Genomic DNA, 20,761 nt, shown 5'->3' with positions numbered 1-20,761 from the left:
AATGTGTCTCCGGTGTGTTGTCGTCAGGGCCGCGGTCGTACGGCCCGCTCGGCTTCCCGTTGGCTCAGGCGGCGCGCAGTGCGTGGGCGACCTGCTTGCCGAACGCGTTGCAGCCAATCGTGCCGCCGAGATCCGCGGTGCGCGTGTCGGGGTTCGTGAGCACCGCATCGACGGCTGCGTCGATCGCATCGGCCGCGGCGATGAACGCCGGCTTGCTCCGGTGTCCGCCGATCCAGCGCATCAGCATGCCGACCGACAGGATCATCGACGTCGGGTTTGCCTTGTCCTGGTTCTGGATGTCGGGCGCGGAGCCGTGTTGTGCCTGCGCGCAGCACAGGTCATCGCCGGCCATGATCGAGCCGCCGAGGCCGAGGCTGCCGGACAGTTCCGCGGCGAGATCGCTGAGGATATCGCCGTAGAAGTTCGTCGCGACGAGCACGTCGAAGCGTTCCGGCGCGCGGACCAGGTGCGCGGTCGACGCGTCCACCAGCAGGTCGTTGAGCTCGACTTCGGGGAAGTCCTTCGCGACGCGCCGTACGCATTCGAGGAACAGGCCATCGGTCATGTGGAAGCTGTTCGCCTTGTGGATCGCCGTGACCTTCTTCCTGCGCTTCATCGCGAGTTCGAACGCGCGGCGCGCGATGCGCTCGCTGCAGTGGCGCGTGATCTTGCGCACCGACAGCGCCATGTCCGGCGACGGCATCATCTCGCCCCAGCCGAGGTGCATGTTGCGGTCCGGATAGAAGCCTTCGGTCGCCTCACGCATGATCACGAGGTCCATCTGCTTGCCTTCGCGCATGTTCGACGTGAGGAACGGCCGCGTGCGGGACGGCCGCACGTTCGCGTACAGGTCGAGATCGCAGCGGAACGCGGCCGACACGTTGCGCCCGCCTTGGGCGGGCGGCGGATAGTCGGCGTGCGAGATCGTGCCGAGGATCAGGCCGTCGTAGCCTTTCGCCTGTTCCAGCACTTGGGGACGCAGCGTCGTGCCGTGCTTGTCGAGGCTGGCGAAGCCGACGTCTTCGTAGTCGTACTGCAGACCGAGATCGAACAGGCGATCGGCCTGTTCAAGGACGTCGATCGACGCCGCGATGATTTCCGGGCCGATGCCGTCGCCGGGGAGAATGAGAATGCGCATGATGGTTCGCTCGGGTTAATTCGAAGAGGTCTGATGTTCGGCCGATACGGCCCGCGTCTCGCCGCTGTCGGCGAGCGTGCGCGTGGCGTCGGTGCGTGCGTAGATCCACAGGATCTTCATCGGCGCGGTGCTCGAAACGTTGCGAAAACGGTGAGGAACGTTGGGCGGAATGAACGTGGTGTCGAGCGGCTTGAGCCGGTATTCGAGCCCGTCGATGTCGAGGATCGCGTCGCCTTCGACGAGCACGACGCTCTCCTGGCAGTTGTGGCTGTGAAATGGGATCTCGACGCCCGGTGCGAACGACGTGTAGCCGGTAATGAAACTGTCCGAGCCGACCGACTTGCCGACCAGCGGCGTGGTGCTCGCGCCGCCGCCGCGATCGTACGCGGGCAGGTTGTCTGGTTGCAGCAACGCTGCGCCGGATGGTGTCATGATCGTCATGAAGGACTCCTTATTCGATTCTTGAAATCAGCGGGCCGGGCCGAACCAGACCGTCTTGATGTTGGTGAATTCGCGAATGCCGGCCGAGCCGAGCTCGCGGCCGTAGCCCGACTGCTTGATCCCGCCGAACGGCAGCCGCGCATCCGATGCGACCAGGCCGTTGACGAACACCGCACCTGCCTGGATCCGGCGCACGTGCTGGCGTGCGGCGTCGAGATCCGTGGTCCACAGCGCGGCGCCGAGCCCGAATTCCGTTGCGTTCGCAAGCGAAATCGCGTGCTCGATGCCGTCGACGCGCAGGATCGCTGCCACTGGGCCGAAGGTTTCCTCGCATGCGGCGGCCATGTCAGGCGCGACGTGATCGAGCACCGTCGGTGCATAGAAGAAGCCCGGGCCGGGCAGCGGCTCACCGCCGGCCTTCAGCACCGCGCCGGCCTCGACAGTTCGCTCGACCTGCCGATGCAGTTCGTCGCGCAGGTTCGCGCGCGCCATCGGGCCGACCGTGGTGTCGCGTTGGGTCGGGTCGCCGACCTTCAATTGAGCGACGCCCGCGCAGAACAGTTCGACGAAGCGATCCGCGACCTGCTTGTCGACGATGAAACGCTTCGATGAGATGCAGCTCTGGCCGGTGTTCGAGAAGCGCGCCTTCACCGCAGCCTTTGCGGCGGCCTCGACATCGGCGTCGGCGAGCACGATGAACGGATCGGAGCCGCCGAGTTCGAGCACCTGCTTCTTCATCGCGCGGCCAGCTTGCGCGGCGACGAGCTTGCCGACCGCGGTCGAACCCGTCAGCGTGACGGCCGCGATGCGCGGATCGTCGATCAGTTGCGCGACGTTTTCCGCCTCGACCAGCAGCGATGCAACCAGGCCGGCCGGCACGTCGGCATTGGCGAACACCGAATTGATGGCCAGCGCGCATTGCGGCACGTTGCCCGCGTGCTTCAGGATCGCGCCGTTACCCGCGCACAGTGCCGGCGCCGCGAAGCGGATGAACTGCCACAGCGGATAGTTCCACGGCATGATCGCGAGCACGACGCCGAGCGGGTCGTACACCACGAAGCTCTCGCTCGCGTTGCTCGTGACCGCTTCGTCACCGAGGTACTGCGCCGCGTGTTCCGCATAGAAGCGGCACGTCCATGCGGACTTCTCGACTTCGGCCTCCGCTTCCGCGATCGGCTTGCCCATTTCCAGCGTGATCAACGCGGCCAGCTCGGCCTTGCGGCGCAGCAGCGCGTCGCCGATGCGAGCGACGGCTGCCGCACGCACAGCGAGCGGTTCATGCGCCCAGTGGCGTTGCGCGGCGCTCGCGTCTGCCAGTGCCTGCTCGACCCGCGCGGGCGAGTCTGCGTCGAAGGTGGCCACGATGGTTTCCGTGGCGGGATTCAGGGTGCGAAACATGGTGTTCGTGTCCGTATGCGTGGAGAAGGGTGGGGTCAGGTAGCCGGTTGTTCGGTGAAGCGATAGAGCCGTGCGGGGTTGTCGACGAGAATCTGCTGACGCAGCGCCGCGGCATCCGTCCATCCCAGCAACTGGTTCAGTGCAGCGCCGGCGTCCTCGCGGCGAAACGGTTCGATGCGCGTGAGATCGCCGTCGCGGTTGCCGGCGCTGCCGGTGTGCGGCCAGTCCGATGCCCACAGCATCCGATCGGGGCGCGCATCGATCAGCGCGCGGGCGATCGGCCCGAGATCGTCGAACAGCGGCGCCTGGCGCGACGCGCGGTACGGCGCGGACAACTTCACGTACGCGTTGCCGTGCTTCACGAGATCGACGACAGTCGCGAACGCGGCTTGCTGGTCGGACAGCGTGTGGGCGCGCGCGCCTGCGAAGTGATCGAGCACGACAGGGGCGCCGAGGCGTGCGATGTCCGGGGCGAGGCCCGCGACGATATCCAGATCCGCATAGATTTGGACCGCCCATCCGAGAGGCGCGACCGCGTCGGACGCGCGCTGCAACTGGGCCGACGCGACGGACAGATCGCGCTCGCCGCGCACCTGCAGATTCAGCCGGATGCCGCGCACACCCTGGTCGTGCAGCGCCTGTAACTCCGCATGCGTGGCGGTGCGCGGGTCAATGACCGCGACGCCGCGTGCGCGATGCAGCCCGAGCTCATGCAGGCCCGCGAGCAGCGCCGCGTTGTCGGTGCCGTACACGCTCGGCTGGACCAGTACGATCCGCTCGATCCCGAGCCGCGCCTCGAACGCGAGCAGATCGGCGACGCGGGCTTGCCCCGGCGTGTACGAGCGATTCGGCGCGAACGGAAAGCGGACAGCGTCGAACAAGTGAACGTGGCAGTCGCAGCTGCCCGGCGGCAGCGCCGCGAGCGGACGAGTCGGGAAGTCCTGCGGATCGACGTTCATCGCCGCTCCTGCGCTGTAGGGTGACGAAGCGGCCGAGCCCGCGCGTGACAGCGCAAGGCCGCCAATTGCCGCGAGACTTGCGCCGAGTAGATGCCTGCGCTGCACATGGGTCTCCTTGAACGAGGTGTCGGTTGGAATTGATGGTATTTTACGAACTCAAAAAACCATGTAAAGTGTTTTTTGAGGCATTGAGGTGCCGGTGAGGGTAAACGCCTATTTCTGTGTGGATTCGATTTTAACTCCCAGATTTGTTGTAAAAATAGCGATTGTTGACTGTTCCGTTAGGCCTTTTCGGCGCTGCCGGTATAGTTGAATTAATGGTTTCGCGTTGCGTCATAGCACCATAAATCGGCTGTGGTACGATGCGGTCGTACTTCGTGATCCACTCCGCCTTCCATGACCCGCGCTCTCGCCGACGTGCTTGCGTCGAACATTCATCAGCACATTTCCAGTTCCGGCATGGCACCCGGCACACGTTTGCCGGAGCGTTCGTTGGCGGAGCAGTTCAACGTGTCGCGCTCGCCCGTGCGCGAGGCGCTGAAGCGGTTGGCCGCGCGCGCGGTCGTGATGCCGCATCCCGACGGCGGTTATGCGGTCGCTGAAAGCGCGGCGTCGCTCGACGCGGTCGATTCGCCGGAGCTGGCGGATACAGCTGCGGACGAAGAGACCTACCTGTCGATCGCGGAGGACCGCCTCGCCGGCAAGCTCCCCGATCGCGTGACCGAGAACGAACTGATGCGCCGCTACGGCGTGACGCGCGCGCAGTTGAACGCGATCCTGCGGCGGATGGTGCAGGAGGGGTGGATCGAACGACGGCCGGGGCACGGCTGGATGTTCCAGTCGGTGCTGACGTCCGCGGAGACCTATCGACAGGGTTACCGGTACCGGCTGCTGATCGAGGCGGCGGGAATCCTCGAGCCGACGTTCCGCGTCGACCGCGACGCGCTGATGCGCTGCCGCGCCGAGCAGGAAGCGCTCGCGAACGGCGGCGCGCGTACCGCGTCGCCGGCCGCGCTGTTCGATGCGAACAGCCGGTTGCATGAAACGATCGCCGCGTGTTCGGGCAATGTCTTCATCCTGGACGGCCTGCGCCGTCTCGATCGGTTGCGCCGCCTGATGGAGTACCGCAAATCCGTCGATCGCGACCAAGCAGAGCGGCGTTGCCGCGAGCATGTGACGCTGATCGACTTACTGCTGACCGACCAGCGCGAGGCCGCGGCTGATTTCATGAAGCTTCATCTACACAACGCGGTACGCGAGAAGACCTTCGATTGACGTGCGCGGCCCTGCATTGAGAGGGAGCGCTTCGTGGGCAGAGTTTGGGTGGTCGTCAACGCTGTCGAGGCGCACAGCGTGTGAAGCGCCTCAAGACCGGTCTGGTCGCTGTGTCCGCCGGTCAGCCATGCGCAGAGGTGTGTGACCCTGTATGGGATCATCGATACGGGCCTGAGGCTATCTGAGCATCGCCTATCATGCGGAACAACGAATTCCGACGACGATGAGCATGCACGAGGGTAGCGTCGAGATGCCAAGCCTTCGTTCATGTCACGGCCCCTCGCGCGGCGAATTCAGGCGCACGCCAGGTTTCTTCGACAAGCACGTGGCATAGGTGCTTAACGGCATCCCAGACATCCACGTAGCGCGTGTACAGCGGTGTAAGCCCGAAGCGCAACACGTGCGGCTCGCGATAGTCGCCTATCACACCGCGCGCAATCAACGCCTGCATCACCTCGTAGCCGTGCGGATGTTCGAAGCTTGCATGCGAGCCGCGTTGTCGATGCGAGCGAGGCGTGACGAGCGCCAATGGAAATTCCTCGCGGCGCGTCTCGACCAGTTCGATGAAATGGTCGGTAAGCGCGAGCGATTTCTTGCGGATCTCTTCCATGTCGGTTTGCAGGAAGACCTCGAGTCCCGCATTCGACGAGCGCCATCGACACCATCGGCTGTGTCCCGCACCGGAATCGTCCGATGCCGTCGTCGGCGGTATAGGTCGGGGTCGTTGCAAACGGTGCGCGATGACCCCACCAACCCGATAGCGGCTGCTCGAAGTCGCTCTGATGGCGATGCGGTACCCATGCGAAGGCAGGCGAGCCAGGACCGCCGTTCAGATACTTGTATGTGCAGCCAACCGCGCAATCCGCGCCGGCGCCGTTCAGATGTACGGGCACCGCACCCGCCGATTGCGCGAGATCCCACAGCGCGAGCGCGTCGTTGTCGTGGATTAGCTTCGTCGCGGCGGCCATGTCGTGGATATAGCCGGTGCGGTAATTGACGTGCGTGATCATGGCGACGGCGACGTCGTCGGTGAGCGCGGCGGGCAGCTCCGACGGATCGTCAATGAGACGCAGTTCATAGCCGCGATCGAGCTGTTTGATCAGCCCTTGCGCGATGTACAGATCGGACGGAAAGTTCGAGCGCTCCGAAACTGCAGCAGACCCTAGACGCAGTGGCGGCTGCGTACCACGGGAGGTTCACGTTCCCTTGTGGCGATGTCGGCAAGGTGGCCCGCTGAAGCTGCTCGACCATCCATGAGCAGCGCTCACTGCATCATGAAAAGATACCATTGTTGCCCGGAAAATCGCGCTGCTACTCTAGTCGCCATACGAAGCCACGCCGTCGGCGTGCCGTTCTGTCGCGAGTGAAAGTGAGCATGCAGGCATATCTGGAATGGCCCGGTCGTCGCGTTGCGACCCGCAACGCTGCGTCGATCTTCGACGAAGTCATCGACCGCAGGCACGCCAATTCCCTGAAATGGGCGTTCGGCGAGCGGCTCCTCGCCGCCGATGAACACGCGGCCGATCCGTTGCCGATGTGGGTCGCGGACATGGATTTCCGCGCGCCGCAGCCCGTCATCGATGCGCTGCACGACGCGGTGGAGTACGGCGTCTTCGGGTATTCGCGCGGGGCGACCGATAGCTATGTGCGCGCCGTCGTCGACTGGCAGGCAAAGCGGTTTGGATGGCACGTAGACCCGGAATGGGTGCTGCAGTCGAGCGGTGTCATCACGGCGCTGAAGACGGCCATCCAGGCGTTCTCCGCACCGGGTGAAAGCGTCCTGATCCAGCCGCCCGTCTATGCGCATTTTCACGACGACGTGCTGCTGAACGGGCGCCGGCTGGCACTCGCGCCGCTCGAGCGTGCGGGAACGGCTTACCGTTTCAACGAGAAGATGTTCGAGGCCGCCATCCGCGACGACACGCGGCTGTTCATCCTGAGCAACCCGCACAACCCGACCGGCAACGTGTGGAGCGCAGGCGAACTGCGCGCGATGGGTGAAATATGCGCGCGGCGCGGCGTGCTGGTGATCGCGGACGAGATTCATCAGGACCTGGTCATCAATCCGTCGAAACGGCATGTGCCGTTCGCATCGCTCGGCGACGCGTTCGCGCGAAACAGCATCACGTGCACGGCGCCGAGCAAGACGTTCAACCTGCCGGGCCTGCAAAGCGCGAACCTGTTTGTGCCGGACCGCCGCGTGCGCGACGCGTTGCGTCGGCAGTTCGACCGGAACATGTATCAGTCGGTGAATACGCTCGGCATGGTCGCAGCGGAGGCCGCCTATACGCACGGCGAGCCGTGGCTCGATGCGCTGTTGCCGTATCTTCGCGACAACCACGTCCATTTCCGCAATGCGATCCACGGGATGACGTCAAGGATCGAAGTCCTGCCCGCCGACTCGCTTTATCTGTCCTGGATGGACTGCCGCGGGCTCGGCATGGACGCCGATGTGCTCAACCGGTTCATGCTGACCAAGGCCCGGATCTGGCTGGACAAGGGGCAGAAATTCGGCCTCGAGGGGCACGGCTATATGCGCGCGAACCTCGGGTGCCCGCGCGCCGTCGTCGACGACGCGATCGATCGCCTCGCCAACGCGCTGGCCGCGCTTTGAGTTGCGCCGCGCGCGGCGGCGCCGACGGGAACAGCCGGAACGGCGGATGACGGGAAACGAACTGCCCGGCGCGACGTCGTCGGGCATCGACCCGTGATGACGGCCGACTGGCCGGCGCGACACACGTGACGATGAACGGAGCGGCACGCAAGCGAAGCGTTCATTTACATCAGTACTGCGAACAGTATGACCGCGGGACGACGGAGCGATCGGCATGCGCGTCGCGACATCCTCGCGCGGCGAAACCGGCGCGGACGGTCTGGTCGTCAGGACGCTCTACCAGACCTGAATACACGATTACACGAATACACGACAACCCCCATGGAGGCGACATGAAGCAAGACGACCAGACCCCGGCATACGAACGGGAGGACCTAAAACGGGATCTGTCGAACCGGCACATCCAGATGATCGCGATCGGCGGCGCCATCGGCACCGGGCTGTTCTACGGTTCATCGTGGGCGATCCGCACGGCCGGGCCGGCCATCCTGCTGGTCTACGCGCTCGCGGCGATCGCGATCTACTTCGTGATGCGGGCGCTCGGCGAGATGGCCGTCGAAGAGCCCGTGTCGGGCTCGTACGTGTCGTATTCGAACCGCTACATTCACCGGTTCGCCGGCTTCCTGAACGACTGGAACGCGTTCATCTTCCTGCTCGCGACGAGTGCGGCGGACCTGAACGCATTGGGGAACTACGTGCACTTCTGGTTCCCCGCGATTCCGATCTGGGTGACGGCCGGTGCGGCGGTCTCGTTGATGTTTTTCGTCAACATCATCGGCGTGAAGATATATGGCGAGGCGGAGTTCTGGTTCGCGCTGGTAAAGGTGGTGGCGATCGTCGCGATGATCCTGTTCGGCGCCGGCATGATCATGTTCGGCATCGGCAACAACGGGGTGCCGATCGGTTATCACAACCTCGTCGCGCACGGCGGTTTCTTCGCGAAGGGGTTGGGCGGCACGTTCCTGGCGATCGTGATGGTCGCGTTCTCGTTCGGTGGCGTCGAGAATCTCGGGCTCGCGGCCGGCGAAGCGAAGGATGTGAAGACGACGATGCCGAAGGCCGTCAATTCGACGTTCTGGCGCCTGCTGATCTTCTATGTCGGCGCGATCGCGGTGCTGCTGATGGTGTTTCCGTGGACGTCGCTGACCACCAAGGGCAGCCCGTTCGTCGACGTGTTCACGAAGATCGGCATTCCGGCGGCGGCGGGCATCATGAACCTCGTCGTGATCATGGCCGTGCTGTCGGCGGTGAACGCGAGCGTGTTCACGAACAGCCGCACGTTCTACAACCTGTCGCTGCAGAAGAACGCGCCGGCGTTCCTCGGTGTGGTCAACCCTCGCAAGGTGCCGCATCGCGCGATCCTGATGGTGTTCGCAACGATGTTTGCCGGCGTGCTGCTGAACTACATCATGCCGGAGCAGGCGTTCGAGCTGTTCTCGTCGGTGACGGTGTTCGCGCTGGTGTGTGCGTGGGGCTCCATCGTGATCAGCCATCTGAAGTTCCGCAAGATCCGGATGCTGAATGGCGACGCGGACAAGATCGCGTACCGGATGCCGTTCTACCCGTACAGCAACTACCTGGCGCTGCTGTTCGTTGCCGCGGTGATGGTCTGCATCGCGATCCTGCCGGACATGCGGATGTCGCTGATCGTCTCGGCGGTGTGGGTCGGCGTCGTGTTCGTCGCGTACAGGATTCACACGCGGCACGAGACCGCGCGCGACGGGGCGCACGAGGCGGCGCGCGATCCGAAGGACGTGCCGGCCTGACGGATGTCCGGCCGTGCGATCGCCGCCGGCGGGCAGCCCCGAATCGAACCGGGGCTGCCCGCTTCATCGCGACCGGGGCCGACTCACGTGGTCGGCAGTTGTGCGTGCGCGTCGAGCACGCGTGCCGAGCAGGTCAGTTGCGGCCGGCCATCACGCCGCCGTCCACGTCCCAGATCGCGCCCGTGACCCAGCCTGCCTTGTCCGACAGCAGGAACGCGACGACCTCGGCGACGTCCTCCGGCGTGCCGACGCGGCCGATCGGATGGAAGCCGTTGAAGCCCTGCAGCGCCGCATGCACGTCGGCCTTCGGAATGAAGCCTTCGTAGATCGGCGTCTGCACCACCGCCGGCGACACCGCGTTGACGCGAATGCCCTTCGGCGCCAGTTCCATCGCGAGGTGCTGCGTCAGCGAATGAAGGCCGGCCTTGGCCATCGAATACGCGGACGACGGCGTCGCGGCGATCGCCTGCTTCGCCCACATCGAACCGATATTGACGATCGCGCCGGGGCGGCCCTTCGCCACCAGGTTGGCCGCGACCTTCTGAGTGATGAAGAAGGTCGCCTTGTTCAGCTTCATATACTGGTCGTAATCGGATTCCTGATGCTCGAGGAACGGCTTCGGGAAGAACACGCCGGCCGCGTTGACCAGCAGGTCGACGTCGGCATGCTCGGCGTCGATGCGTTCGAGCAGTGCGGCCAGGCCGGCGTCGGCGGACAGGTTGGCGGTCAGCGCGCGGACGTCGCCGAGCGTGGCCAGTTCCTTGCGCGCTTCCTCGGTCTTCGCCGGGCGATTGCCGACGATCACCGCGCTGCCGCCTGCCGCGAGAATCGTTCGCGCCGTCTGCAGACCCATGCCGCTGGTGCCGCCGACGACCAGCAGCTTCCTGCCGTTGAATGCATTGCTCATGTTGAAAATCTCCGTGTCCGCCCGTCGATCGACAGGCGTTGGTTGAAGAGCGGCGGCGCGCGACGATTTCGTGCGTCGCACGCGCCATGCTTGGCGATCGGAGGAGGTCGGTTGATAGAAAAACCATTTGTCCCGATGTCACGCGGTATGTGTGACCTGTCGTGCGGGAATCACGTTAACCTTTGATCTGATGTGGATTTTTCGCCGATTCGGTTCTCGGGACAAACGAGATAAAGTGTTCGACAACGAAAGAAAATCTTTGCTTCGATGAAGCCATGAAGTCACCGGTCCATTTGAACGCGTTGCGCGCATTCGAGGCGAGTGCCCGCCATCAGAGCTTTTCCGCGGCGGCCGCCGAACTGCACGTGACGCCGGCGGCGGTCGGCCAGCTCGTGCGTACGCTGGAGGAGTGGCTCGGCACGCCGCTGTTTCATCGCGGCACCAGCGGCCGGATCCGGCTCGTGCCGACCGAAGCCGCCGAGCGCGCGCTGCCGCACATCCGGACCGGCTTCGACACGCTCGCGCTGGGGTTGGAGCTGCTCAAGGAGGGTTCGGCGAGCGGCGTGCTTACGGTGGCCGTCAGTCCGGCCTTTGCCGCGAAATGGCTGTTGCCGCGCATCGAGAGCTTCCAGGGCGCGTGGCCCGACACCGACGTGCGGCTCGACACCAATCTGAAGCCGGTGGATTTCGTCGCGCAGCGGATCGACATCGGCGTGCGCTACGGCACCGGGCACTGGGCGGGGCTCGCGGCCGACAAGCTGATGGACGAGGAGGTCTATCCGGTGTGCTCGCCGAAGCTGGCGGACGAGCGCCGCCGCTTGCAGCGGCCGGCCGACCTCGCGCGGGAAACACTGATCCACGACCTGTCGATGGACAGCCAGACCGGCTTTCCCGCGTGGGATACGTGGCTGCAGCGGGCGGGCGTCAAGGATGTCGCCGTGTCGCGCCGCATGCAGATCAACAATTCGGCGGCCGTGCTGCAGGCGGCGATCGACGGGCACGGCGTCGCGCTCGCGCGCAGCGTGATGGCGCGTGACGACCTCGCGGCGGGGCGCCTCGTGCGGCTGTTTCCGGACATCGGTTTCGCGTCGCCGCTCGCGTACTACGTCGTGTACCGCCCCGAGTGCGCGGGGATGGCGAAGCTCGCGGCGTTTCGCGACTGGCTGCTGGCGCAGGCCGCGACTTAGCCGCGCGAGCGCGAGGCGTGCACGTCAGCCGCGGTCCGGCGCGCCGGCGTGTTCCGTCGAGAGCAGCGGCCCGTGCGTGCCGGCTTCGTCCGCGCGGCCGCGCATGTACGCTTGCGGGCTGCTGCCGAGCTCGAGACGGAACGCGTAGACGAATGCGGACGTCGAGCCGTAGCCGAGTTCCATCGCGGTGCGCGTGACGCCGAGGCCGCCGCCCAGTAGCTCGATCGCGCGGAACAGGCGCATGCGCCGGCGCCAGCTGCGCAGGCTCATGCCGGTCTCGGCCACGAAGCGGCGTGCCAGCGTGCGTGCCGACATGCCGAGCATCCTGCCCCATTCCTCGGGCCCGCGCGGATCGGCGGGGTCGGTATAGAGTGCCTCGCACAGCGTGGCGAGCGCGCCGCCCCGCGGCCACGGCAACGCCGCCGGCAGCGTCCGCGCGCGGCGCAGCTGGTCGAGGATCAGGTGGGTGATGCGGTCCGCATAGCCGTCGCGATCGGCCTGGCCGTCGATCGCGGTTGCCTCGATGACGAGCGCTTTCAGCAGCGGTGAAACCGCGAACACGGTCGGGTGCCCGGTCGGCAGCGCCTGTCCGATCGCTTCCGCGATCCACAGGCTGCGGAATTCGGCACCGAGCAGCGAGCCGACGCGATGGCGCAGCCCGCTGGGCAGCCACACCGCCTGCTCCGGCGAAATGACGAACGACTTGCCTTCGACGATGACCGTGAGCGCGCCGGAAATCGCATAGACCATCTGGTGCCAGCGATGCGCATGCTCGGGAAAGCGGTGCCGCGGCGGGATGGCCTGCGCACGCACCTTCAGCGGCGCAGGGGGCGCCACGCCTGCAGGCGGTTCGATTGTCTCCCACGTCATGGTCGTTCTCCGATTGGCAGATATTCTATATATATTGGCAATCAATCGAAATACCGACAACGGGAAAATTGGTCTAATGACCGTGGTTGCTATCCCGTCGCACGGGATCGGCGACCCCGCACCGCCGCAGCCCGGCGCCCTCGCATTCCACCGGAGTAATCTGCTTCATGGCCCGTCACGACCGCTACAGCCTGCCTCTCTCGACGACTTCCGACCTTGCGGCCGAGCGCTATCGTGCGGGCATCGATCTGCTGCTGTCGCTGTGGCCGGGTGCCGCTCAAACGCTGGACGAGGCGATCGCGGCCGATCCCGACTTCGCGCTCGCGCATGCCGCGCGGGCCCGCCTGCATGCGATTCGCGCGGAAGTCACGGATGCCCGCGCGAAGATCGCGACAGCGCTCGAACTCGTCGAGCGCAACGGCACCGAGCGCGAGCGCAGCCATGTCGCGGTGCTGTCGCATGCGATCAACGGCCGCTCGGCGAAGGCGCTCGCCGATGCGCTCGCGCATGCGGACACGTGGCCGCGCGACATCGTGATCCTGTCGCTGCCGCTCGGCGCGTTCGGCCTGTTCGCGTTCTCCGGCATGGCCGACCATGACCAGGCGCGTGTGGATCTGTGCGAACGCCATGCGCGCCACTTCGACGCGGACGACTGGTGGTTTCTCACCTATCGCGGCTGGGCGCACGGCGAGAACGGCGACGTGCGGCTCGGCCGCGCGCTGACCGAACGCGCGCTGGAGCTGCGACGCCACAACGTGAACGCCGCGCATGCGGTCGCGCACGTGCTGTACGAATCCGGCGCAAACGACGACGCGCGGGCGATGATCGCCGGCTGGCTGCCCGAATACGATCGCAGCGGCGTGCTCCATAGCCACATCGCGTGGCATGCCGCGCTGATCGCGCTGGAGCGCGGCGACACGGACGGCGCGCTCGCGATCTACGACGCGCACGTCGCGCCGTCGGCATCGCTCGGCGTGCCGATCAACGTGGTCAGCGATACGGCGTCGTTCCTGTGGCGCATGCAGGCATACGGCCACACCGTGCCGGAAGGGATGTGGGACGACGCAGCGCGATATGCGTCGGGCTATTTCACGCAGGCCGGCTTTGCGTTCGCGGACGTGCACATGGCGCTGATTGCCGCGGCTACCGGCGACCACGCTGCGCTCGCGCAGCGCGTGGACGAGCTGACCACGCTCGTCGACACGGCGAAGCTGCCGGCCGGCCCCGTCGTTCCGGCGATCTGCCGGGCCGCGCTCGCATTCGCCGAAGATGATCCCGCGCGCTGTGCGGAGATACTCGAGCCCGTCGTACGTGAGGTCGTCCGCATCGGCGGCAGCGGTGCGCAACGCGAGATCGTGCAGGACACGCTGCTGGTCGCATGGATGCGAAGCGGCAACGTGGAGAAGGCGCGCGCGCTGCTCGACGAACGGCTGCATCGCCGCCCGTCGCCGAGAGACTCGCACTGGCTCGGCCAACTGGCCAGCGCATGACGCGCGCGTCGGTGACGGCGCCGGCTTCACGATCGGCGCCGCACGTCGGCTGACGCTACCGAACGAAAGCGGGGCGGCAGGCAACCGACACCGGTCGGCGCCGGGCCATTCCAATTAAATAGTTTTACTGATCAACTGTCCGATGGTTTATGCATGCCGCCGGGCACCGCCTGGCGTGCGGTTGGGGAAGTCGAATGAATTCTGGTGACATGGTGACGCGCGTCGCGTTGCGCAGGCGGCTCGTCGACGCGATCGGGCCGGTGGCCGCGATCTCGATCGCGCAGCTGTTCGGCACGGCGCTCTGGTTCAGCGCGAACAGCGCGGCCGCGGACCTGATGCGCGTGTGGCATGCGAGCGCGACCGACATAGGCTGGCTGACCAACGCGGTGCAGCTCGGCTTCATTCTCGGCACGCTGACGATCGCGCTGAGCGGTGCCGCCGACCGCTTTCCGGCGAGCCGGATCTTCGTGTGCAGTGCGATCGCGGGCGCAGTGTTCAACGTGTGCTTCGCATGGTTGTCCGGCGGGCTGGTGTCGGGCGCCGTGTTCCGGTTCGGCGTCGGCATATGCCTGGCGGGCATCTATCCGATGGGCATGAAGCTGATCGTCGGCTGGGTGCCGGATCGGGCCGGGCCGGCACTCGCGCAGCTGGTCGCGATGCTCACGCTCGGCACCGCGCTGCCGCATGCGATGCGCGTCGTCGGTACCGGCCTGTCATGGCAATGGGTGATCACCGCGTCGTCCGGCCTCGCGCTGATCGGCGCGGGCGTGATCGCCATGCTCGGCGACGGGCCGCATGCGCGTACGCGCGGTCGCATGCCGTCCGCGACCGGTCGTGCGGCATCGGATCCGCCGCCATCGGTCGCGCAGGCATTCCGGATCCGCGCCTTTCGCGCGGCGACGTTCGGATACTTCGGCCACATGTGGGAGCTCTACACGTTCTGGACCATCGTGCCGCTGCTTGTCGCGCGCACGTCGATCGCGTCGCATGTCGCGCACGCCGGTGTTTCCGGTATCGCGTTCGGTGTGATCGGTGTCGGTGCGCTCGGCTCGCTGATCGGCGGTGGCCTGTCCGCGCGGATCGGCAGTGCGAAGGTCGCCATCGGCGCGCTGACCGTGTCCGGCCTCTGCGCGCTCACGTTTGCGACGACGTGGCGTTTTCTTCCGCCCGCGGCCATGGCGAGCCTGCTGATCGTGTGGGGCGCGTCGGTCGTCGCGGATTCGCCGCAATTCTCGGCGCTCGCGGCGAATGCATGCCCGCCGGTGCTGGTCGGCAGCGCGCTCGCAATCCAGAACTCGATCGGGTTCGCGGTCACGGTCGTGTCGATCGCCGCCACGACGACGTTGCTCGAGCACGTCGGGCTCAATGCGACGTGGCTGCTGGTGCCGGGGCCGTTGTTCGGGCTGGCGTCGTTCGCGTTGATGTCGCCCGCCGCGCGGGACAGCCGGCGCGCGGCATGACGTTGCCGCATGCAACGAACGGAGACCGCGCATGCTAGATCTTCAGTACCTGTCGATCCTGATGGAAGTCGAGCGTCTCGGCAGCGTGACGGCCGCGGCGGAGCGGCTCAACGTGACGCAATCGGCGCTGTCACACATGGTCCGCAAGTTCGAGGAGCGGCATGGCGTCAAGCTCTGGACGAAGAACGGGCGCGGGCTGCGGTTCACGCAGGCCGGCGAGTACCTGCTGTCGCTGGCTGAACGCGTGCTGCCGCAGATCGAGCATGCCGAGCGCACGCTCGTCGATTTCGCGGAGGGGCGTCGCGGCGCGCTGCGCGTCGGGATGGAGTGCCATCCTTGCCAGAAGTGGCTGACGCGACTGACGTCGCGGTACCTCGCCACATGGCCGGATGTCGACTACGACGTCCGCACGGCATTCCGATTCGACGGCGTGGCCGCGCTGCTCGGCTTCGAGATTGACCTGCTGATCACGCCAGATCCGGTTGACCTGCCCGAGCTCGCGTTCGTGCCGATCATCGACTACGAACTGGTGCTCGTCGTGCACGACGCGCACCCGCTGGCGGCGCGCGAGTTCGCGCTGCCGCGCGACCTGCTTGACGAAGAGCTCATCACGGTGCCGGTCGACAAGGAGCGGCTCGACATCTACACCCGCTTTCTCGTGCCCGGACACTGTCGGCCGAAGTTTCACCGGACCGCCGAGCAGACCGACCTGATGCTGCAACTCGTCGCGGCGCGGCGCGGCGTGGCGGTGCTGCCGGACTGGCTGGTCGTGGAGGAGGGCGCGCCGTTCCCAGTGCGCACGGTGCGGCTCGGGCCCGAGGGCATTCGCAAGCAGATCAATCTCGGAGTCCGGCGCGGCGACGAGGAGATCGCCTACATCGCGGGATTTCTCGCACTGGCCCGCGATGCGGGGATCGGGGCCGGTCACGACGCCGGATGACGCGGCCCGTGCGCGCCGTTCAACCGGCCGGACGTTCCGTACGCGCCATCGACAGAACCATACGGAACTTGACGTCGCCCGAACGCATCCGGCGGTAGGCGGCGTTCGCCTGCTCGAGCGGCATCACTTCGATCAGCGGGCGGGCACCGGACAACACGCTGAACCCGAGCACCTTCTCGCTTTCGTACGGCGTTCCGGTGAGCGAACCCGCGATGCTGCGTTCGCCGCCGATCAGATGCCCCGTCGACACGGAAAGCGGATCCTTGCCTGCGCCCAGCAGCACGAGACGCCCCTGGGGCGCCAGGCCGGCCAGCAGGCTGGAGACGGTGTCGCCATGGGCGACGGTCGACACGATCGCGCGGGCACCGCCGAGGTGCCGCAGCCGTGCCGTGGCATCTTCCGCATGGCTGTCGACGTAGACGTGCGCGCCGAGCGCCACCGCATCCGGTGCGATGTCGCTGCCGCGACCGATTGCGATGACCTTGAAGCCCATGCGGCGCGCGTATTGGACGGCCATGTGTCCGAGTCCGCCGATGCCGAGGATCGCGACGACGTCGCCGGGCTCGGCGCCGCATTTCCGGAGCGCGTTGAACGTGGCGATGCCAGCGCAGAGGAGCGGCGCCGCTTCCTCGGCGCCCAGTTCATCGGGAATCGACACGAGGCCGGTGCTGCGCGCAAGCATCATTTCCGCGTAGCCGCCGTCGCACGTCGAGCCGACGTCCGGCTGGTTCTCGCACAGCTGGAAGTTGCCTTGCCGGCATTGGGTGCAGGCGTTGCAGTGGCCGCCGAGCCGGCCCACGCCGACCCTTTGACCCACCGACCAGAGCGGCGGCACGCCCGGACCGACCGCGGCGATGCGCCCGACTACTTCGTGTCCCGGTATGCGCGACCCACAAGCAGCCGGATCGACGTGTTCGATGTCGCGTGTATCCGCACCGCAGATGCCGCATGCGTCGACGGCGATCAGCACGTGCCCGGGGCCCGGAGTCGGGACGGCCCGTTCGACCAGTTCGAGTACGCCCGGCCGGGTGATCTGCATTGCGCGGTAGGTTGTCTGATTCATGATCTGTCATCCAGGTAGGTTGTGATGCGCGGAGAAGTTTTCGGTATCCGGATTGACTACTGACTACCGAGCGATTCGAGCAACCGGATACCGTGCGCGGCGGCATCGACGGCGCCGGCGACGTAGCCCGGGAACGCTCTCGACCATTCGCTGGCGATGCCGATCAGGCGCCGGTGCCACGGACCGGACGGCACGCCGGGTGATGCGGGCACCGGCTGTCCCGCGTTACCGTCGCGATCTTCGAGCGTCGCGGTATGGGCGTCGCGCGACCAGTCCTTGATGAAGTCGGCTTCCGGGAGCGCGGCCGGGGAGCCGAACAGGCGGGCCAGCTGCGTGCGGCAATGCGCGCGCAGCACATCGTCCGGCACGCGGGCCAGCACGCTTGCCGGCATGCCGAAGAAGCCGAACAGCGCGGCACCGCCGCCCTCGATCGATGCATCGTGGATCTCGCCCAGCGGGCCGCATGCGCTTCGGGCTTCGCCGGACAGGCCGTGCTCGCGCCAGAACGGCGTGCGATAGTGCGCGACATACTTCGCGTGCGGTGCCATCCAGGTCGCGGTGTGCCGCCACTGTCGTGCAAGGGGTGCGGGCAGCGCCGGCGCGAACCCGATGCGTTCCACGGCCAGGCGTGGTGGTACGGCCAGCAGCACATGCGCGACGGACGTCGTCGTCGCCCGGCCGGTGGCATCTTCGCTGTCCACGTCGATGCCAGCCTCCGTGCAACGCAGCCGTCGTACCGTTTCGCCGATGAGGAGGGGTGCCGGATCGAGTGTGCCGGCCAGCGCATCGATCAGCGCGGACATGCCGCCGACCAGCCGCGTCGACGCGGGGTAGGTTGCGTAGCCGCGCATCCGGACGGGTGGATCGTTGCGCGATCGCTCGACGATCATGTCGCCCTTGGCCGGTTGCTCGAACGTCGCGAGGCCGAGTTCGCGCACGAGTGCGGCGAGCTGCGGCTGAACGTCGGGCCAGAACCAGGTCGCGCCGAGATCGAACCGGTCGGCGCGACCGTTCCGGTCTGCCGTGCCGCCAATCGACGGCGCTGGCGCCGGCGCCAGTGCGGGTGACGCGACGGATGCAATGCGTCCACCCAGCGCCTCTCGTGCCTCGAACAGCACGTAGTCCCGGATCCCGCGCTGCTCGAGCAGGCATGCGGCATACAGTCCGCTCAGTCCGCCACCGACGATGGCGATGCGTGGTGCCGGCATGGTCAGGCTCCCGTTTCGGCGTGGGTCAGATGGCCCGTCTTCAGGTAGACGGTCGCGCCGGCGACGAGGTCCGGCGTCATGCCGGCCGGGAAACGCATCCACGCGCCGCGCACATGCGTGCGCCGATGCGTCGCGAGCGCGCCAGCCAGCACGAACAGCTCGGCACCGTGCGCGGCGGTGCCGCGGAACAGCGGTTCGCTGGTCGCGAGGCGGTGCAGCGTGACCGTTTCCGCGTCGCTTTCGAACAGCGGGCAGACAAGTCGACGGTCCGTGCGATGCCACGACGACGGCGCGCGCGTATCCACGCGGGTCGGCCGGCTTTCATACGACGCCATCTGCCGCAGCTTGACGAAGATGACGGCACCGCCGGTGCTCGACGGCTGATGGGACGATCCGGGCGGATTGCGCAGGTACCAGCCGGCCGGGTAATGCCGATCGCCTTCCGAAAAGACGCCCGACAGGACCAGGATCTCCTCGCCGCCCGGATGCGCGTGACGCGGGAAGGACGCGCCGCGTGCATAGCGCACGACACTCGTCGCACGCGCCTGGTCGCCGCCGGTGCGGTCGAGCATCACACGTTCGATGCCCGTCTGCGGGGACGCGATCCACCGGTATTCGTCGGCGCCGACGGCGACACGGCGCGAAAAATCTGCGTTGACTATCATGCTGGGGGCGTGCGTCGTGACCGGTTCCGGCTGACCGGAACCGGTCACGACGGCGTGTCGGATGCGTTGCGTCGCGTCAAGCGACTTGATAAACGCGCACATCCGGCGCGGCGTCGAGCAGCGGCTTGAGCGCGCCGGCCACATCCGTTTCGAACAGGTCGCTCGACAGGTAGCCGAGCGCGTTGGCTTCGCTGTCGAACCCGTGCAGGACCTGCACGTCCTCGTCGCGCACCAGCAGTTCCTTCGACCGTGCGCCCGCGATCGTATTGAGGAACGGCGCCTTGTATTCCTGATAGACGCGTGCGGCGGCCGCGCGGTTTGCCGCTGTGATCCTGAGCGTGATCTGCAGATAGAACATCTGAATCTCCTTGGTCGGTGCGCCGGGCCTGCGATTGCCGTGATGGCAAGAGAAGCGGGGCCGGCGCCGGTTCGTCACGTGCGGCGACGCCGCAACGCGAGTGCCATTTTTTTGCACGGCGCCGGGGCCGACAAGTGAGATTAACTGTCTTTACCATAAAGAAAATGTATGTCGTAGCAGGCGGGCTCGCGCACTTGGTACGATCGCGCGTATCGCCCACGCTGGCTTCGCACGCTGAGGCCTCTTGGCCGCGCGGCAGCGTGTCGGCACGGCCACGTTTGGGTGAGGCGCTCATGCTGTAGGCGTGCATGGTCTTTCTGACTGGCGCGTGTCTCGAGAAGTTGTGCTCTATCTCTTCGGACTTGCGATACCAGATCCCGTGATTGGCGCGCTGCTGTTGGTCGGCTTCGTGATGCCGCGCTGCGATCGCGGCGAACGATGTCATTACGCGTGCGTTGCGGCACCGCAGCGGGCATGCCGTAACTAACCTGCAGCGATATGCTGCTGCTCGTTGTAGCCGGTCTCGGTCATTGGTGCCTCGTCCACTCCGCGCAAGAGCGTAAGCCCCAGGTCATCGGCGATCTGGCTCTTCTTTGTGCCTTCCTCCCCCCGTCGGAAACCATTCTTACAGGCTCCAGGAATCAGAAAGTTGCCGGGCGAGGGGAAGCTTGACCTTGTCCCATTCAGTTGCGGGGCGGTTGCGGCTCCGATCGCAGGAGAAGATATTTGAGGAAGTATCCTCTATGCATCATTAGGAAGATGAATCGTAGCTTCCATGAAAGTAACGGCATTTCCGCTCAGGAAGACGCGTGTATCAGCTAACTCGCATTCAAGCCATCCGCCACGATGTGAGGCCTGATAGGCGATAAGTGAGCTTCCCCTGAAATTTCGCCTTCCAATAGGTCGTGTGTAAACTCGACGGAAAGGAAGGAAGTTAGGCATGTTTGGACCGGCCAGAGTTTCATAGACACTCACGAGCCGTTTAGCGCGTAGCGCCGCTCAAACTCTACAGGTGACAGGTC

At 66.2% G+C, this 20,761-nt stretch carries 17 protein-coding genes and 1 pseudogene; 7 read left to right on the top strand and 11 right to left on the bottom strand.

What is annotated here, in order from left to right; all coding sequences use genetic code 11:
- Window positions 1–64: 64 nt before the first annotated feature.
- Genes DIE17_RS35490 through DIE17_RS35475 form a run of 4 tightly spaced genes read right to left on the bottom strand, consistent with a single transcriptional unit; the run spans window position 65 to window position 3,936 of the window.
- On the bottom strand, window positions 65–1,138 hold the full coding sequence (locus DIE17_RS35490; RefSeq protein ID WP_124489677.1) for an isocitrate/isopropylmalate dehydrogenase family protein: 1,074 nt from the start codon (window positions 1,136–1,138) through the stop codon (window positions 65–67).
- 15 nt (window positions 1,139–1,153) lie between these two features.
- On the bottom strand, window positions 1,154–1,579 hold the full coding sequence (locus DIE17_RS35485; RefSeq protein ID WP_124489676.1) for a cupin domain-containing protein: 426 nt from the start codon (window positions 1,577–1,579) through the stop codon (window positions 1,154–1,156).
- 27 nt (window positions 1,580–1,606) lie between these two features.
- The gene (locus DIE17_RS35480) at window positions 1,607–2,977 is read right to left on the bottom strand and encodes an NAD-dependent succinate-semialdehyde dehydrogenase (protein WP_124489675.1); all 1,371 of its coding nucleotides are present in this window, start codon (window positions 2,975–2,977) and stop codon (window positions 1,607–1,609) included.
- A 35-nt stretch (window positions 2,978–3,012) separates the two neighbouring features.
- Window positions 3,013–3,936, bottom strand: coding sequence for an amidohydrolase family protein (locus DIE17_RS35475; RefSeq protein WP_124489674.1), 924 nt, complete (start codon window positions 3,934–3,936; stop codon window positions 3,013–3,015).
- A gap of 396 nt (window positions 3,937–4,332) precedes the next feature.
- On the opposite strand from DIE17_RS35475, the gene DIE17_RS35470 reads away from it, so the two are divergent.
- Window positions 4,333–5,211 carry a GntR family transcriptional regulator gene (locus DIE17_RS35470; protein WP_124489673.1) on the top strand — a complete coding sequence of 293 codons (879 nt, stop codon included), beginning with the start codon at window positions 4,333–4,335 and terminating at the stop codon, window positions 5,209–5,211.
- Window positions 5,212–5,476: 265 nt separating this feature from the next.
- On the opposite strand, the pseudogene DIE17_RS35465 reads toward DIE17_RS35470, so the two are convergent.
- Window positions 5,477–6,362 (bottom strand): annotated as a pseudogene (locus DIE17_RS35465) (kynureninase); the annotation flags it as partial.
- Between the two features lie 224 nt (window positions 6,363–6,586).
- On the opposite strand from DIE17_RS35465, the gene DIE17_RS35460 reads away from it, so the two are divergent.
- Both DIE17_RS35460 and DIE17_RS35455 read left to right on the top strand, forming a co-directional pair.
- A complete protein-coding gene (locus DIE17_RS35460) occupies window positions 6,587–7,825 on the top strand; it encodes a MalY/PatB family protein (protein ID WP_124489672.1) in 1,239 nt (412 codons plus the stop codon).
- Between the two features lie 332 nt (window positions 7,826–8,157).
- Entirely contained in the window at window positions 8,158–9,591 is a 1,434-nt protein-coding gene (locus tag DIE17_RS35455; RefSeq protein WP_124921774.1) for an amino acid permease, read from the top strand.
- A gap of 133 nt (window positions 9,592–9,724) precedes the next feature.
- On the opposite strand, the gene DIE17_RS35450 is transcribed toward DIE17_RS35455, so the two are convergent.
- Window positions 9,725–10,498, bottom strand: a complete 774-nt coding sequence (locus DIE17_RS35450) for an SDR family NAD(P)-dependent oxidoreductase (RefSeq protein WP_124489670.1) — start codon at window positions 10,496–10,498, stop codon at window positions 9,725–9,727.
- 275 nt (window positions 10,499–10,773) lie between these two features.
- On the opposite strand from DIE17_RS35450, the gene gcvA reads away from it, so the two are divergent.
- Window positions 10,774–11,685: a transcriptional regulator GcvA gene (gene gcvA / locus DIE17_RS35445; RefSeq protein WP_124489669.1), complete on the top strand. Its 912-nt coding sequence runs from the start codon at window positions 10,774–10,776 to the stop codon at window positions 11,683–11,685.
- 24 nt (window positions 11,686–11,709) lie between these two features.
- On the opposite strand, the gene DIE17_RS35440 is transcribed toward gcvA, so the two are convergent.
- The gene (locus DIE17_RS35440) at window positions 11,710–12,555 is read right to left on the bottom strand and encodes a helix-turn-helix domain-containing protein (protein ID WP_124489668.1); all 846 of its coding nucleotides are present in this window, start codon (window positions 12,553–12,555) and stop codon (window positions 11,710–11,712) included.
- Between the two features lie 167 nt (window positions 12,556–12,722).
- On the opposite strand from DIE17_RS35440, the gene DIE17_RS35435 reads away from it, so the two are divergent.
- The 3 genes from DIE17_RS35435 (at window position 12,723) to DIE17_RS35425 (ending at window position 16,445) form a co-directional block, all read left to right on the top strand.
- Window positions 12,723–14,045, top strand: a complete 1,323-nt coding sequence (locus tag DIE17_RS35435; protein ID WP_124489667.1) for a tetratricopeptide repeat protein — start codon at window positions 12,723–12,725, stop codon at window positions 14,043–14,045.
- Between the two features lie 194 nt (window positions 14,046–14,239).
- Complete coding sequence (locus tag DIE17_RS35430; protein ID WP_260430315.1) at window positions 14,240–15,505, top strand: MFS transporter; 1,266 nt, start codon at window positions 14,240–14,242, stop codon at window positions 15,503–15,505.
- Between the two features lie 31 nt (window positions 15,506–15,536).
- Window positions 15,537–16,445, top strand: a complete 909-nt coding sequence (locus DIE17_RS35425; protein ID WP_124489666.1) for a LysR family transcriptional regulator — start codon at window positions 15,537–15,539, stop codon at window positions 16,443–16,445.
- 19 nt (window positions 16,446–16,464) lie between these two features.
- Here the strand turns inward: DIE17_RS35425 and DIE17_RS35420 are convergent, their stop codons facing one another.
- The 4 genes from DIE17_RS35420 to DIE17_RS35405 form a co-directional block, all read right to left on the bottom strand.
- On the bottom strand, window positions 16,465–17,508 hold the full coding sequence (locus tag DIE17_RS35420) for an alcohol dehydrogenase (protein ID WP_124489665.1): 1,044 nt from the start codon (window positions 17,506–17,508) through the stop codon (window positions 16,465–16,467).
- Window positions 17,509–17,564: 56 nt separating this feature from the next.
- The gene (locus DIE17_RS35415; RefSeq protein ID WP_409364695.1) at window positions 17,565–18,818 is read right to left on the bottom strand and encodes a flavin monoamine oxidase family protein; all 1,254 of its coding nucleotides are present in this window, start codon (window positions 18,816–18,818) and stop codon (window positions 17,565–17,567) included.
- On the bottom strand, window positions 18,719–19,381 hold the full coding sequence (locus tag DIE17_RS35410; protein ID WP_124489664.1) for a cupin domain-containing protein: 663 nt from the start codon (window positions 19,379–19,381) through the stop codon (window positions 18,719–18,721). The genes DIE17_RS35415 and DIE17_RS35410 overlap by 100 nt, the downstream gene beginning before the upstream one ends.
- Before the next feature lie 76 nt (window positions 19,382–19,457).
- The gene (locus DIE17_RS35405) at window positions 19,458–19,739 is read right to left on the bottom strand and encodes a hypothetical protein (protein ID WP_124489663.1); all 282 of its coding nucleotides are present in this window, start codon (window positions 19,737–19,739) and stop codon (window positions 19,458–19,460) included.
- Between the last annotated feature and the right edge of the window lie 1,022 nt (window positions 19,740–20,761).

Origin of the sequence: Burkholderia sp. Bp9099, from assembly GCF_003857805.1 — a bacterium.
In the GTDB taxonomy this organism is placed as follows: domain Bacteria; phylum Pseudomonadota; class Gammaproteobacteria; order Burkholderiales; family Burkholderiaceae; genus Burkholderia.
This window is presented reverse-complemented; position numbering and strand designations above follow the sequence as displayed.